Annotated in this window: 13 protein-coding genes; 8 read left to right on the plus strand and 5 right to left on the minus strand. The window is 68.7% G+C overall.

Going from position 1 to position 13,638, the window contains the following annotated elements; genetic code table 11:
- The first annotated feature begins 36 nt into the window (after positions 1 to 36).
- The 6 genes from E0W60_RS01760 (at position 37) to gabD (ending at position 6,367) form a co-directional block, all read left to right on the plus strand.
- Entirely contained in the window at positions 37 to 945 is a 909-nt protein-coding gene (locus E0W60_RS01760) for a TauD/TfdA dioxygenase family protein (RefSeq protein WP_135702824.1), read from the plus strand.
- Positions 946 to 1,004: 59 nt separating this feature from the next.
- Positions 1,005 to 2,426 carry an aldehyde dehydrogenase family protein gene (locus E0W60_RS01765; protein ID WP_135702825.1) on the plus strand — a complete coding sequence of 474 codons (1,422 nt, stop codon included), beginning with the start codon at positions 1,005 to 1,007 and terminating at the stop codon, positions 2,424 to 2,426.
- Positions 2,427 to 2,803: 377 nt separating this feature from the next.
- A complete protein-coding gene (locus E0W60_RS01770) occupies positions 2,804 to 4,000 on the plus strand; it encodes an AI-2E family transporter (protein WP_135702826.1) in 1,197 nt (398 codons plus the stop codon).
- Between the two features lie 131 nt (positions 4,001 to 4,131).
- Complete coding sequence (locus E0W60_RS01775; RefSeq protein WP_135702827.1) at positions 4,132 to 4,347, plus strand: hypothetical protein; 216 nt, start codon at positions 4,132 to 4,134, stop codon at positions 4,345 to 4,347.
- 127 nt (positions 4,348 to 4,474) lie between these two features.
- Positions 4,475 to 4,684 carry a DUF3079 domain-containing protein gene (locus E0W60_RS01780; protein WP_133094526.1) on the plus strand — a complete coding sequence of 70 codons (210 nt, stop codon included), beginning with the start codon at positions 4,475 to 4,477 and terminating at the stop codon, positions 4,682 to 4,684.
- A 234-nt stretch (positions 4,685 to 4,918) separates the two neighbouring features.
- Positions 4,919 to 6,367 carry an NADP-dependent succinate-semialdehyde dehydrogenase gene (gene gabD / locus E0W60_RS01785; protein ID WP_135702828.1) on the plus strand — a complete coding sequence of 483 codons (1,449 nt, stop codon included), beginning with the start codon at positions 4,919 to 4,921 and terminating at the stop codon, positions 6,365 to 6,367.
- A 10-nt stretch (positions 6,368 to 6,377) separates the two neighbouring features.
- On the opposite strand, the gene E0W60_RS01790 is transcribed toward gabD, so the two are convergent.
- The 3 genes from E0W60_RS01790 to E0W60_RS01800 all read right to left on the minus strand — a co-directional run bounded on the left by E0W60_RS01790 (position 6,378) and on the right by E0W60_RS01800 (position 8,407).
- Positions 6,378 to 7,148 carry a hypothetical protein gene (locus E0W60_RS01790; protein ID WP_195427816.1) on the minus strand — a complete coding sequence of 257 codons (771 nt, stop codon included), beginning with the start codon at positions 7,146 to 7,148 and terminating at the stop codon, positions 6,378 to 6,380.
- 69 nt (positions 7,149 to 7,217) lie between these two features.
- A complete protein-coding gene (gene flhD, locus E0W60_RS01795) occupies positions 7,218 to 7,601 on the minus strand; it encodes a flagellar transcriptional regulator FlhD (protein ID WP_133094524.1) in 384 nt (127 codons plus the stop codon).
- The gene (locus E0W60_RS01800; RefSeq protein ID WP_240745811.1) at positions 7,598 to 8,407 is read right to left on the minus strand and encodes a helix-turn-helix domain-containing protein; all 810 of its coding nucleotides are present in this window, start codon (positions 8,405 to 8,407) and stop codon (positions 7,598 to 7,600) included. The genes flhD and E0W60_RS01800 overlap by 4 nt, the downstream gene beginning before the upstream one ends.
- 239 nt (positions 8,408 to 8,646) lie before the next feature.
- Between E0W60_RS01800 and E0W60_RS01805 the strand changes: the two genes are divergently transcribed.
- Entirely contained in the window at positions 8,647 to 10,626 is a 1,980-nt protein-coding gene (locus E0W60_RS01805; protein WP_135702829.1) for a PAS domain-containing hybrid sensor histidine kinase/response regulator, read from the plus strand.
- A gap of 134 nt (positions 10,627 to 10,760) precedes the next feature.
- The gene (locus E0W60_RS01810; protein WP_133094521.1) at positions 10,761 to 11,741 is read left to right on the plus strand and encodes a tripartite tricarboxylate transporter substrate binding protein; all 981 of its coding nucleotides are present in this window, start codon (positions 10,761 to 10,763) and stop codon (positions 11,739 to 11,741) included.
- Between the two features lie 9 nt (positions 11,742 to 11,750).
- Here E0W60_RS01810 and E0W60_RS01815 read toward each other — a convergent pair whose 3' ends face one another.
- Positions 11,751 to 12,611 (minus strand): IclR family transcriptional regulator, encoded by an 861-nt coding sequence (locus tag E0W60_RS01815; RefSeq protein ID WP_133094520.1) that lies wholly within the window; start codon positions 12,609 to 12,611, stop codon positions 11,751 to 11,753.
- A complete protein-coding gene (locus tag E0W60_RS01820; RefSeq protein ID WP_135702830.1) occupies positions 12,608 to 13,450 on the minus strand; it encodes an IclR family transcriptional regulator in 843 nt (280 codons plus the stop codon). The genes E0W60_RS01815 and E0W60_RS01820 overlap by 4 nt, the downstream gene beginning before the upstream one ends.
- Positions 13,451 to 13,638: the final 188 nt, after the last annotated feature.

Below are 13,638 nucleotides of genomic sequence, written 5' to 3' on the forward strand. Positions count from 1 at the left end.
CTGCATCCGCAACAGCCATCACAAAGGAGACAACGCATGCAAGCCACCGCCCTGACCCTCAGCCCGGAAGCGTTCCGCGCCCAAGACCCGGCCTCCTGGCCGTTCACCGTGCGCCGCTGCACGCCTGCCATTGGCGCCGAAGTCGAAGGCATCGATTTCCGCGAAGCCCTGGATGACGGCACCTACCTCGCGCTGCGCGCCGCGCTGCTGACGCACAAGGTGCTGTTCTTCCGCAAGCAGGCGATCACGCCGGCGCAGCACGTGGCCGTCGCGCGCCGCTTCGGCGAACTCGAAGTGCATCCGATGTTCACCAACCATCCCGAGCATCCCGAGCTGGTGGTGTTCGGCCGCGACGGCGAAAAGCGCGGGCGCGAGAACCTGTACCACTCCGATGTGTCCTGGCGCGGGATTCCGTCGATGGGCTCGATGCTGCGCTGTATTACCTGTCCCGAGGTGGGTGGCGACACCATCTGGATCAACATGGCCGCGGCCTATGAGAAGCTGCCCGAGGACGTGAAGGCGCGCATTGCCAACCTGAAGGCGGTCCATGACGCGATGCCCGCCTTTGGCGCCGCGCTGTCCGAGGAAAAGTATGCGGAAATGCGCGCCAAGTACCCGCCGATGGTGCATCCGGTGGTGCGCACCCATCCGGAAACCGGCGAGAAGATCCTCTTCGTCAACGAGGCCTTCACCACGCACTTCGCCAACTTTGTCAAGGAACAGGCCTACCGCATCGGCTCGGACTATCGCCCCGCCGAACTGGACCTGCTGCAATACCTGTACCGCCAGGCGGCGGCGCCCGAATACCAGGTGCGCCTGCGCTGGCAGCCCGACACCATCGCCCTGTGGGACAACCGCTCTACGCAGCACTACGCGGTGCAGGACTACTTCCCCGCCGTGCGCCACATGAACCGCGCCACCATCATCGGCGACCGTCCGGCATGAGCGGCCCCTCCCCATCGATTACCCCATCGATTTTCCCATCGACCTGCGAGGCAAACCCGATGAAACTCGTCGACAAGTTCTATATCAACGGCCAGTGGGTGCAACCCGCGCCGGGTGCGACCCAGGCCGATCTCATCGATCCGGCCACCGAGTCGGTGGCGGGCAGGATCGCCATGGGCACGGCTGCCGACGTGGACCACGCGGTAGCTGCCGCGCGCGCCGCCTTGCCGGCGTGGTCGGCATCCACCCGAGAGGACCGCATCGCCCTGCTCGAGCGCATCATGGCCGCGTACCAGGCGCGCCTGGGCGACCTGGCGCAGGCGGTGCGGCAGGAGATCGGCGCGCCAATCACCGTCGCCACCAACCTGCAGGCCGCGATCGGCCTGGCGCAACTGCAGGCCACGGTGCAGGCGCTGCGCGAGTTCGAATTCGAAAGCCAGCGCGGCAAGAGCTACCTGTTGCGCGAGGCCATCGGCGTGGCGGCGCTGATCACGCCATGGAACTGGCCGCTGAACCAGATCGCCGCCAAGGTGGCGCCGGCGCTGGCGGCGGGCTGTACCGTGGTACTCAAGCCATCGGAAATCGCGCCCCTCGACGCGCAGATCTTTGCCGAGATCATGGATGCCGCCGGCACGCCGCCGGGTGTATTCAACATGGTCTTTGGCGAAGGCCGCGTGGTCGGCACGGCGCTGTCGTCGCACCGCGATGTCGACATGGTCTCGATCACCGGCTCGACGCGCGCCGGCGTCGAGGTGGCGATCAGCGCCGCGCCGACGGTCAAGCGCGTGACGCAGGAACTGGGCGGCAAGTCGCCGCTGGTGATCCTGGACGATGCCGATTTGCAGGCCGCCGTGACCAGCGGCGTCGCCCACGTGATGCTGAATTCCGGGCAGACCTGCATCGCGCCGACCCGCATGCTGGTGCCGCGCGCGCAGTATGAACAGGCGGTGCAGATTGCCGCGGTGGTGGCCAACGCGGTCACGGTGGGCGACCCCGCCGATGCGCAGACCAAAATGGGACCGCTCTCCAACCGCGCACAGTACGAGAAGGTGCAGCGGCTGATCGGCGTCGGCATCGAGGAAGGCGCGCGCGTGGCCGCCGGCGGCCCGGGCCGTCCCGAGGGGCTGGCGCAAGGGTTCTATGCCCGCCCGACCGTCTTTGCCGACGTGCGCAATGACATGACCATTGCGCGCGAGGAGATCTTCGGGCCGGTCTTGTGCATACTGCCTTACGACACCGAGGACGACGCCGTGGCCATCGCCAACGATACGGAGTTCGGCCTGGCGGCGTACATCGCGTCGTCCAACCCCGAGCGCACCCGCAAGCTGGCCGCGCGCCTGCGGGCCGGCAGCGTGCGCATCAATGGCGCGTCGATGGACATCTCGGTGCCGTTCGGCGGCTACAAGGCCTCGGGCAACGGTCGCGAGTTCGGTCCGGAAGGCATCGCCGAGTATCTCGAAACCAAGACCGTCACCGGCTGACCGCCGTAATGGCCCGGCCGCAGGCGCCCCGCAATGGGCGCCTCGCAACACGAGCCCGGCCATGAGAGGCCCGGCCCGGCAGCGCTTGAGCTGCCGGCCGGGCTTTTCCGCCTTGTTGCCAAAGGTACCGAACCCGGCGCGCCGGTACAGCAGGGCCTCCCTCACCAGTTCGGACAGCGCCCGCTGTATGGGGGATGCCCGCGCCACCTGTCCCGACCGTTCAAAATTGCCGTGGCAACTTGCAGGCGCAAATGCCGCGCATGCCACACGCCGACCAGCCGCCCTTGTCTGACACCAGCAGTCGGCGGCGTCCGACAGCCGCGCGTCGCCAGGCAGCTACATTTCAAAGACAGCCCTTTTTTGCCGAAGCGCCGGCTATGTCGACCGTTCCCGACCCCGCTCCGTCCCCGATACCGCATGCCGAGCCGCCTGCTCCTGTGGAAGCAGATCCGGCAGAGCAGGCCGACGCCCCGACGGTGGCGATCGCGCCTGCCACGGTGTCCGCGGCCCTGCAGCGCGCCAGCACGGCGCTGGTCGTGCTGGCAGTGCTGTTCTCGCTCTATGCCGTGCATCTCGCCCGCGATTTCCTGGTGCCGGTGGTGATCGCGATCGTGCTCGCCTACCTGCTCGACCCGCCGGTGCGCGCGCTGCAGCGGCTGGGCATGCCGCGCGTGGCGGCCAGCACGGTGGTGCTGCTGGCGCTGCTGTGCGCGCTGCTCAGCGGCGCCTACCTGGTGCAAGGCCAGGTGGAGTCCATCGTCAACAGTCTGCCCGATGTCGCCAGCAAGCTGTCGCGTTCGGTCGGCGCCCTGCTGAGCGGCGACGATTCGATGTGGCAAAAGGTCCGGCGCGCCGCCACCGTGCTCAGCGGCGCCGGGCAGCCGCCGCCGGTGCGCGTGCCGCACGTGGTGGTGGACCACTCGGGGGACCAGATCAACACCATGCTGCTGGCCGGCTCGGTGAGCATCTTCACCATGGCCGGCCAGGCGGTGGTGGTGGTGTTCCTGCTCTATTTCCTGCTGCTGGCGGGCGACACCTTCAAGCGCAAGTTCATCAAGATGGTCGGCAATACCATCTCCGAAAAGAAAATCAGCGTGCACATGCTGGACGAGGTCAACCGCTCGATCCAGCGTTACATGGGCATGCTGCTGGTGACCAATGCGGCGCTGGGGGTCTGTACCTGGCTGCTGCTGAAATGGCTTGGCGTCAATAACGCGGGCAGCTGGTCGATCGCGGCGGGCGCGCTGCACCTGGTGCCTTACTTTGGCGCAATGGCGATCGCGTTGTGCCTGGGCATGGTGACGTTCATGCAGTTCGGCACGCTCGGCATGGCCGCGGCAGCCGCGGGCGGCTCATTGTTGATCGCCACGCTGATCGGCTCGCTCGTCACCACCTGGATGACGGGTCGCATGGCCAGGATGAATGCCGTCGCGGTGTTCGTGGCGCTGCTGCTGTTCACGTGGCTGTGGGGCGTGTGGGGCATGCTGCTCGCGATCCCGCTGATCACCATTGCCAAGGTCGTGGCCGATCACATCGAAGGGCTGGAAGTGGTGGCGGAGTTCCTTGGCGAATAGTCTGTTCGCTTTCCCACGCGCCGGCGCAAGACCGGCGCGGACCCGCGCATCCCCAATGCATCTATACTCAATCCACGGATGCTGCACCACAGCATTTTTCCTGCTGCGGAATTCGTGCTGGAGGAACCAACATGCCTTTGTGCGACCTTTGCCTGTCGCAACTGGACCGGCCGGGGCATTTCCCGCCACATGCGCGCCTGCTGAAGTCGGCCACGCTAAGCACCACCAGCGGCCAGAACGCTTTCGTGTACCGCTGCGGCGATTGCGGCGAAAGCCTGCTGCTGGCCTCGTCGGATGGCGAGGCGCCGGACCGCTGGACATGGCTGGACGCCGATGGCTGGCGCTGAAGCCGGAGCCGGCGCAATCGGCAGGTCCGCGCTGGGCTTCGGCCCGCCTTGATCTTGGGCAAATCTGCATTGTTGGGGGGCCGGATAATCTGGCTCAAGCGGGCGCTTTCCGCCCGCCAACCACGCCATGGCCAAGAAATTTCCCCTGCACCCAAGCCATCCCGAGCGCGTCTGCTGGGGTTGCGACAAATACTGCCCGACCGACGCCATGGGATGCGGCAACGGCTCCAGCCGGACGCAGCATCCCATCGAACTGCTCGGCGACGACTGGCTCGACTACGGCGACTGGGGCATCGAGGCTCCGGACGCTCCCGCGCGCGGACCCGCTCCGGCCTGACCGGGCCCGCATCACCGCACCTTCACCCAGCCGTCCTGCTTCTCGCGGGACGCCCGGTGCATGCCGGCTCCTTCCCAGGCATCGCGCGATGACCGGCACGCGCGGCAGGCCCCGCACGGCTTTCACGCTTTCACGCGGCGGCGGCAAGAACCTCGACGCGGGCCGGATTACAATCGCCCTCAGGCTATCCAGCCCTTCCGCCTACCGCCCCCAAAGCCTTCCGCCGGAACCATCATGCTCAACCTCCAGGATTCTTCGCTGCTGCGGCAGCAATGCTATATCGACGGCCGCTGGACAGATGGCGAGCGCCGCATCGACGTCACCAACCCCGCCACCGGCGAACGCGTCGGCCAGGTGCCGCAGCTGGGCGCCGAGGAAACCCGCCAGGCCATCGAAGCCGCCAACCGCGCCCTGCCCGCCTGGCGCGCGCGCACGGCCAAGGAACGTTCGGTGCAGCTGCGCAAGTGGTTCGAGCTGATCCTGGCCAACCAGGAAGACCTGGCGCGCATCATGACCGCAGAGCAGGGCAAGCCGATCGCCGAGGCACGCGGCGAAATTGCCTATGCGGCCTCATTCATCGAATGGTTCGCCGAAGAAGGCAAGCGGGTCTATGGCGACACCATTCCCGCGCCGGCCACCAACCAGCGCATCGTCGTCACCAAGGAGCCTGTCGGCGTGTGCGCGGCGATCACGCCGTGGAACTTCCCGGCGGCGATGATCACGCGCAAGGCCGGCCCTGCGCTGGCAGTCGGCTGCACCATGGTGCTCAAGCCCGCGTCGCAGACGCCGCTGACCGCGCTGGCGCTGGTGGCGCTGGCCGAGCGTGCCGGCATTCCGGCCGGCGTGCTGTCGGTGGTGACGGGCTCGGCGAGCGCGATCGGCGGCGAGATGAGCGGCAACCCGCTGGTGCGCAAGCTGACCTTTACGGGCTCGACCCAGGTGGGCCGCGTGCTGATGGCGCAGACCGCGTCGACCATCAAGAAGGTTTCGATGGAGCTGGGCGGCAACGCGCCCTTCATCGTGTTCGACGATGCCGACCTCGATGCCGCGGTGGAAGGGGCGATCGTGTCGAAATACCGCAACGCCGGCCAGACCTGCGTTTGCGCCAACCGCATCTATGTGCAGGCGGGCGTGTACGAGGCCTTTGCGAAGAAGCTGGTGGCGGCGGTGGCCGCGCTCAAGGTCGGCAACGGCATGGATGACGGCGTGCGCATCGGGCCGCTGATCGACGACAAGGCCGTGGCCAAGGTCGAAGAGCATATTGCCGACGCCGTCGGCAAGGGGGCGCGCGTGCTGCATGGCGGCCAGCGCCACGCGCTCGGCCATTCGTTCTTCCAGCCGACCGTGCTGGCCGATGTCGCGCCCGGCATGCTGGTCGCGCGCGAGGAAACCTTCGGGCCGCTGGCGCCGCTGTTCCGCTTCGACACCGAGGACGAGGTCGTGGCCATGGCCAACGATACCGAGTTCGGCCTGGCCAGCTACTTCTATGCGCGCGACCTGGGCCGCGTCTGGCGCGTGTCCGAGCGGCTGGAGTACGGCATGGTGGGCGTCAATACCGGGCTGATCTCGAACGAGGTGGCGCCCTTCGGCGGCGTCAAGCAGTCGGGCGTGGGCCGCGAGGGTTCGCACTACGGTATCGAGGATTACCTGGTCATCAAGTACACCTGCATGGCCGGGATCTGACCCGCGCGCCCTAGCGAATCCGCTCGATCTGCTCACAGAAGCGCTGCATCTGCTCGAACTGGTAGCGCGCATGGTCGGCGCCGTACGGCTTGCCCAGCTCATGCAGCGCGCAGTCGGCGGCCCGCGACAGCGCTTCGAGCGCCTGTGCCAGCGCCCGCCCTTCCACGCTGTGATGCCGGCGCAGGCGCCACGACAGCGATTCCTGGCCCTTGCCGAACAGGCTCTGGTCGAGGTGGCCAAGCCGGTCGGCAGTGGCCTGCGCATCGTGGAGCGCCGCCAGGTAGGCGCAAACCGACGACAGCCGCTGGTTCATCTCGCCGCCGCGGCACAGCAAATCGCCGGCGCACTTGCGCAAGCGCTCCGCCGCGCCGCGCTGGCCCGCCGTCGGGCCGTCGGGCACATACGTGCCGATCGGCCGCACCGACAGCGCCAGCCCCGGTGGCAGCACGCTCGTGCACAGGCTGGCCAGCTGGCGCTGCAGCGCGCCATCGAGCTCGCAGCACGCCACCAAGCCGGCCTCGACGTAGAAGTCCAGCGACGCCTGCCGGCCCTGCCCGCTGTACACCACCGTGCGCACCGGCTGGTGTCCCGCCTGCACCAGCACGCGCAGTGCGGCTTCGATGCAGCGCTGCGCGATGGCGTCGCCCGGCAGCGCTCGGAGCAGCGCGTGCGCGTGCGGCATGCCGGTGATTTCAGTGCGGGTCGGCAATGTGCCCGGCTGGCCCGCGTTGCCGGACAGTCTCAGGCTGGTCTCGACGTAGCTCGAGGCGGTACCCGTCATCAATAACTCCATGGTTGGTTGCTATGCCCATGCGGGCGGTGGCGGGGCGCGCAAGTGCCAGGGCTGGCATCAGCGCGTCCCGCCGGCAGGCTGCGAGGCCATCACGATCGCCGCATGCATGCCCTGCAGCGGGTGGCGCGCCTCGGGCGCCGTCAACGATGCCAGCACCTTGCTGTCTTCCAGCCTGAAGCGGCACAGCAGCAGGTTCGATTGCGCCAGGGCCACCATCTGCGCCGGGGCCAGCGCGGCCAGCGCGCGCCCCAGCTCCTGCCGCATGCCAAGCCGGAACAGCGCCTCGGCTTCGTGCTCGCGCAGGAGGCGCTGCGCCAGCATCAGGTAGGAGAGGTTCAGCTGCTGGATGTCGCGCAGGATATCAGCCCCGGCAGCGCCGAGGTCCGCCGCGCCGCGCGTCGTGCCTGCGCTCGTGTCGGCGTGCTCCGGTTTGCGCTTCATTGGATAAATGCCGTGGTGCCAATGGCGGTACCTGCGGAGCCGGCGACGGTGTCCGGGGCGGTGCGCGCCGAGATCTTCGGGCGTTCTGCGATGGCGCGCAGCGCGGGCTTGTCCAGCAACTCGACGCAACGGTTCCGCACGCGGATCAGCCCGATCCCTGCCATCCGCGAGAACTGGCGGCTGACCGTCTCCAGCGTCAGGCCGACATAGCTGCCGATTTCCTCGCGGCTCATGCGCAGGATGAACGCCGACGAGGAAAAGCCGCGCGCCGCGAAGCCGTCGGCCATCCACAGCAGGAACGTTACCAGCCGCTCCTCGGCAGTCATCAGCGCCAGCATGGTCTGCATGGCCCGCGCGCGCTGGGTCATGCAGTCGAGCGCCAGGAACAGCTGGATGGCCAGCGCAGGCGCTGCGGCCATGGCGGCACTGCCCAGGTCGACCGCGATCATGCACAGCTTGGTGTCTTCCAGCGCCGTGGCATACGACGCGTAGCGAGTGCGCACGAGGCTGTCGAGCCCGACCAGTTCACCCGGAAAATGGAAGCCAACCACCTGCGTGCGGCCGTCTTCGGTGGTGACATGCGTCTTGAGCGTGCCGACTCGGATCGCATAGAGCGCGGTGACCGGATCGCCGATCAGGTACAGCGGCTGCCCCTTGCGCAGCCGGACGCCGCGCTGCGGCTGCGGACCGGCCGCGGGATGCGCATGCCGTACCAGGCCGGCCCCCTGGCAGCCCTGCGCGTGGGGGCAGCTGTCGCAGCAAGGCAGCGCATCGGGCGACGCGGACCGGCCGCTGGTCGGTGGCAATTGCATTGTTTCGTGACAAAGATTGACGGCGTTTAAAACATGTGACCGATTCTATGGATCGTGCACCGCGTAACAATCTGTATATTCCGAATCATCGTCGCGAACCTTCGGACCACCCAGGCGCCGCGGCCGCCTGCTTCGGCGCGAGGCGCGTATGCTATGTCATGCGCAGCGCCGCGCGGCGGCGCTCGCTTCCAGACATCGCCGGCAAGCCGGCAGCAGCGAACCCAGATTTCGCCATGAAGAAAGACCCCGCCGGCGCCGACGGCCCGGCCGCACACGCGTCACTCCGCGAGTCGCAAGGCAACGCGCCCGGCGACGTGGCTGCCGACGCCCCCTACCGGACCCTGGTCGAGTCCGTGCAGGACTACGCCATCTTCACGCTCGACGTGACCGGGCATGTGTCGAGCTGGAACAAGGGCGCCGCGCGCATCAAGGGCTATACCCGCGAAGAAATCCTGGGCAAGCACTTCTCGACCTTCTACACGCCCGACGCCGTGGCACGGCGCTGGCCGGATGCCGAGCTCAAGGCCGCCGCCGAGTTCGGGCGCTTCGAGGATGAAGGCTGGCGCGTGCGCAAGGATGGCAGCCGCTTCTGGGCCAATGTGGTGATCACGGCCCTCAAGGATCCGGACGGCAAGCTGATCGGCTTCGGCAAGGTCACGCGCGACATGACCGCCCAGCGCCGCACCGCCGAAGCACTGCGCCAGAGCGAGGAAACGCTGCGGCTGCTGGTGGAGGGCGTGAAGGACTACGCGGTCTTCATGCTCGATCCCGCCGGCAATATCGTCAGCTGGAATGCCGGCGCCTCATACATCAAGGGCTATCGCCGCGACGAGATCCTGGGCCGGCATTTCTCGGTGTTCTACCCGCCCGACGACATTGCCGCCGGCAAGCCCGCGCGGCTGCTCGAGAAGGCCCGCCGCGCCGGCCGCGTCGAGGACGAAGGCTGGCGCGTGCGCAAGGACGGTTCGCTGTTCTGGGCCAACGTCACGCTGACCGCCGTCTACGACGAATCGCGCGCGCTGCGGGGCTTCGCCAAGGTCACCCGCGACATGAGCGAGCGCCGCCGCCACATAGAGCTGGAGCGCTCCAGCCAGCGCATGAGCGAATTCCTGGCCACGCTGTCGCATGAGCTGCGCAATCCGCTGGCGCCGGTGCACAGCGCGCTGGCGGCAATGCGGCTCGCGCCCGGCGACGCGGCACTGGCCGACAGGAGCCTGAGCCTGATCGAGCGCCAGGTCACGCACCTGAGCCGGCTGGTCGACGACCTGCTCGACATCGGCCGCATCAACTCCGGGCGCATCGAGCTGCGCACCGGGCCGCTCGAGTTCAACGAAGTGATCGCGCTCGCCACCGAGGCGGCACGGCCGTCGCTCGAGGCCAAGTCGCAGCACGTCGCGGTGCAGGCCCACGCCGCGTCGATCCCGATGCACGCCGACAAGACCCGGCTGGTGCAGGTGATGCAGAACCTGATCCTGAATGCGTCGAAGTTCTCGCCGGCGCAGACGACCATCAGCATCGTCACCGCCGTACAAAAACGTACCCTTCTGGTACAGGTGATCGACCAGGGCCGCGGCATCGCGCCGCAATCGCTGGACGACATCTTCACCATGTTCGTGCAGGAAAGCCGCCCCGGCACCGATGCGCATGGCGGTCTGGGCATCGGCCTGTCGCTGTGCCGCGCGCTGGTGGAACTGCATGGCGGCACCATTGCCGCAGCCAGCGCCGGGCCCGGCATGGGCAGCACCTTCACCTTGCGGCTGCCGCTGCCGGTGGCACAGGAAGCCGCCACGATGCAGCCACCGGGGCGCGCCGCGGCCGGCGGCCGTGCCAACGTCGTGCTGCAGGCACAGCGCATCCTGCTGGTCGACGACAACCGCGATGCCGCCGACAGCCTGGCGATGCTGCTGGAAATGTGCGGCCACGACGTGACCATTGCCTACGACGGCGCCGAGGCGCTGCACGTGGCGCCGCGCTGCCGTCCGCATATCGCGCTGATCGACCTCGCCATGCCGGGCATGGACGGCTTCGAGGTGGTGCGCGCCCTGCGCGGCGTGGCCGGCACCGACCAGACCCGCTACGTCGCGCTGACCGGCTTCGGCCAGCCTGCCGACCGGCAGCAGAGCGAGCGCGCGGGGTTCGACGCGCACCTGGTCAAGCCGGTGGAGCTGGAGACGCTGTTCGGCACCATCGCGCGCCTGCAGCGGCCCGAATAAGTTGCCCGCGGCCGCCCGCTGCACGCTGTGCAGGCGGCGGAAGGCCGCCTTCGCCAAAGCCAAACCCGCGCTTGCGCGCGCTGCGACACACTGAGGCCCGTTCCATCGCCAGAAAACACATGGAGGAGACAGCGATGCAGGGTTGGATCAGGCGTGCAGCCAGCGGGCTGCTGTTCGCATTCGCCGCCACGGCGGCAGGCACGGCACTGGCGGACTACCCGGACAAGCCGGTCCGGCTGGTGGTGCCCTTCCCGCCCGGCGGCGCGACCGACCTGCTGGCGCGCGAGATCGGCAATGCCCTGTCGGCGCGGCTGCAGCAGCCGGTGGTGATAGACAACCGGCCCGGCGCCGGCGGCAACCTGGCTGCCATCGCCGTGGCGCGCGCGCCGGCCGACGGCTACACGCTGCTGTTCGGCACCTTCGGCTCGCTTGCGGTCAACAAGAGCCTGTATGCCAAGCCGGGCTACGACCCGCTCAAGGATTTCGCCCCGGTCGCATCCGTGGCCTACCTGCCCAACGTGCTGGTGGTACATCCGTCGGTGCCGGCGCGCAACGTGCAGGAACTGCTGGCGCTGGCGCGCAAGGAGCCGGGCAGGCTGACCTACGGCTCGTTCGGCAACGGCTCGTCGTCGCACCTGGCTGGTGAATTGTTTACCCATCTCGCCGGTGTCAATATCGCGCACATTCCGTACAAGGGCAGCGCCGCCTCCATGACCGACCTGATCGGCGGCCGCATCACGATGATGTTCGACAGCGTATCCACCGCGCTGCCGTATATCCGCGACAACCGCGTGCGCGCGCTGGCGGTGACCACGCAAAAGCCCTCGGAACAGCTGCCGGACGTGCCTACGCTGGCCGCGGCGGGCGTGCCCAACTATGAGCTGACGGCATGGTTCGGCGTGGCCGCACCGGCCGGCACGCCCAAGGCAGTGATCGACCGGCTCAACGGCGAGATCGTTGCCGCGCTGAAGCAGCCGGAGTTGTCGGCGAAGCTCGCGAGCCAGGGCACGGTGCCGTTCCCGGCCACGCCCGCGCAGTTCGGCAGCTATATCCGCGCGCAATACGAAAAGTGGGATGGGCTGATCAAGTCTGCCAACATCCGGCTGGACCAGTAAGCAGCCGGCTCAGCCGGCCGCGCCGCGCAACGCGCCGAAGCGCCACGACAACCGCCGCGCCGCCTGCCGCACCAGCGCGGCGGGCGCGCCTTCGGTGCCGCTGTCGAAGCTGCCGCTCGATCCCATCACCGCGATCACCAGCGCCAGGCTGCCGGTGTGATCGAACACCGGCGCCGCCAGCGTATCGATGCCCGGCACCGGGTGGCTCAGCGCGTTGTCGATCTGCGCCTCGCGCACCTTGGCCAGGCGGGCGGCGTAGTCGGGCGCAGGCTTTCCGTCTTCCCCCAGCACCTGCCCGACGGCAGCGCCGGCCATGCGCAGGTAGTCGGTCTGCAGCAGCCCGGCAAGCACGTTGCCCGGCAGGTGCGCGGCCACGGTACGGCCGATCGCGGTATGGACCAGCGACAGCACCGTGCCGACGCGCAGGCTGACATGCTGGGGCCGCGCCGATTCCTCCAGCCTGACCACGGTCGGACCCATCGGGCCCAGCACGGCCATGGCCACGCTCAGGCCGGTGGTGCCGGCCAGTTCGATCACTTCGGGCTCGGCCTCGCGCGTCGGCGACAGCCGCTGCAGCGCGACCAGTCCGAGCTCCAGCCCCAGCGGGCCGCACAGGTAGTTGCCGGCGGCATCGCGCGCGAGCAGTCCGGTCTTCTGCAGGCTGACCAGGTGCGGGAACGCCTTGGCGGGGGGCATGCCGGCAGCCAGCGCGAGGTCGCGCAAGGCCAGCGGACGGCCCGCCGCGACCAGCGCGCCCAGCAACTGGCCGGTGCTGTCGAGAGACTGGATGCCGCGCTGCGGCTTGCCGCCTTCGGCTTCGGCATCCGGGCCGGCGATGCCGTCCGGGTCGGGTATGCGGGTCGGGGTCATGCCGCGCTTGCCTCCTCCGCGCCTTCCGCACGCAGCAACGCTGCGATATCGGCCGCTGCTGCCATCAGCGCCCGTGCGGCCGTGCCATTCCAGTCGACGTCGATGGCGCCGGTCGAGCCAACCAGCGTCAGCACCAGCCGCAGCGTCCCGGCAGCGTCCAGCACCGGCACGCTGAGGCTGCTGACCGCGGGGCTGGGCGTGTCGATGCTGCGCTCGATGCCGCGTTCGCGGATTCCCTGCAGCACTGCGCCGAAGTCAGCCAACTGCGCCTCCGTGGCGTCCGGCTGCTGCGTGCGCCACAGCGGCTGCCACTGCGCCGGCGGCCGGAACGCGCAGTAGACGCGGCCGGTGGCGGTGGCCGCCAGCGCCATCACCGTGCCCACGTGCAGGTTCACGTGCAGCGGCGCGCTGGCAGGCACGTAGCGCACGATGGTCGGCCCCTGCGGCCCGGCGATGCTGATGGCCACGCTGAAGCCCGACGACCGCGCCAGCGCGTCGACGCGCGGCACCGCGGCGCGGTAGGCCGGATCCTGCTCCAGGCGCAGCATGCCCAGCTGCAGCGATAGCGGGCCGGGCTCGTAGCGGCCGGAGACATGGTCGCGCTTGAGCAGGCCCAGGCGCGTCAGGCTGACCAGGTAGGCGTGCGCCTGCGCCGGCGCCAGCTGCGCGGCCTCGGCCAGCGCGGCCAGCGGCATCGGTACGCGCGCCGCCGCCAGCGCGGCCAGCAGCCGGCCGCCGACTTCCACGCTCTGGATGCCGCGCTGGGCCTTGTCAGCCTTTTCCGGCTTTCCTTCCTTGTCAGCGTTGCCGGCCGCGCCGGTTGCCTTGCCCCTGGCCATCGCCACCTTGTGTGATCGGAAAACCCGGATATTAATCGAACGCCATCCACGCGCCTTCGAATCGGGGTAAACCCGCGATCGCGCGGTACGCGATCCGCTGGTCTCGTGTCGCACCATTATTTGCTATAGACGAACGAATTAGCTATTGATTAATTAAACGGTCTTTCCTAAGATTGCACTACCCCGTC

The sequence above is a fragment of the Cupriavidus oxalaticus genome, assembly GCF_004768545.1.
Classification (GTDB): Bacteria; Pseudomonadota; Gammaproteobacteria; order Burkholderiales; family Burkholderiaceae; genus Cupriavidus; species Cupriavidus oxalaticus_A.

Excerpts from the sequence above, each read along its gene's own strand:
- E0W60_RS01760 (WP_135702824.1), top strand. The coding sequence starts at position 37 with ATGCAAGCCACCGCCCTGACCCTCAGCCCGGAAGCGTTCCGCGCCCAA.
- E0W60_RS01765 (WP_135702825.1), top strand. The coding sequence starts at position 1,005 with ATGAAACTCGTCGACAAGTTCTATATCAACGGCCAGTGGGTGCAACCC.
- E0W60_RS01770 (WP_135702826.1), top strand. The coding sequence starts at position 2,804 with ATGTCGACCGTTCCCGACCCCGCTCCGTCCCCGATACCGCATGCCGAG.
- E0W60_RS01775 (WP_135702827.1), top strand. The coding sequence starts at position 4,132 with ATGCCTTTGTGCGACCTTTGCCTGTCGCAACTGGACCGGCCGGGGCAT.
- E0W60_RS01780 (WP_133094526.1), top strand. The coding sequence starts at position 4,475 with ATGGCCAAGAAATTTCCCCTGCACCCAAGCCATCCCGAGCGCGTCTGC.
- gabD (WP_135702828.1), top strand. The coding sequence starts at position 4,919 with ATGCTCAACCTCCAGGATTCTTCGCTGCTGCGGCAGCAATGCTATATC.
- E0W60_RS01790 (WP_195427816.1), bottom strand. The coding sequence starts at position 7,148 with ATGACGGGTACCGCCTCGAGCTACGTCGAGACCAGCCTGAGACTGTCC.
- flhD (WP_133094524.1), bottom strand. The coding sequence starts at position 7,601 with ATGAAGCGCAAACCGGAGCACGCCGACACGAGCGCAGGCACGACGCGC.
- E0W60_RS01805 (WP_135702829.1), top strand. The coding sequence starts at position 8,647 with ATGAAGAAAGACCCCGCCGGCGCCGACGGCCCGGCCGCACACGCGTCA.
- E0W60_RS01810 (WP_133094521.1), top strand. The coding sequence starts at position 10,761 with ATGCAGGGTTGGATCAGGCGTGCAGCCAGCGGGCTGCTGTTCGCATTC.
- E0W60_RS01815 (WP_133094520.1), bottom strand. The coding sequence starts at position 12,611 with ATGACCCCGACCCGCATACCCGACCCGGACGGCATCGCCGGCCCGGAT.
- E0W60_RS01820 (WP_135702830.1), bottom strand. The coding sequence starts at position 13,450 with ATGGCCAGGGGCAAGGCAACCGGCGCGGCCGGCAACGCTGACAAGGAA.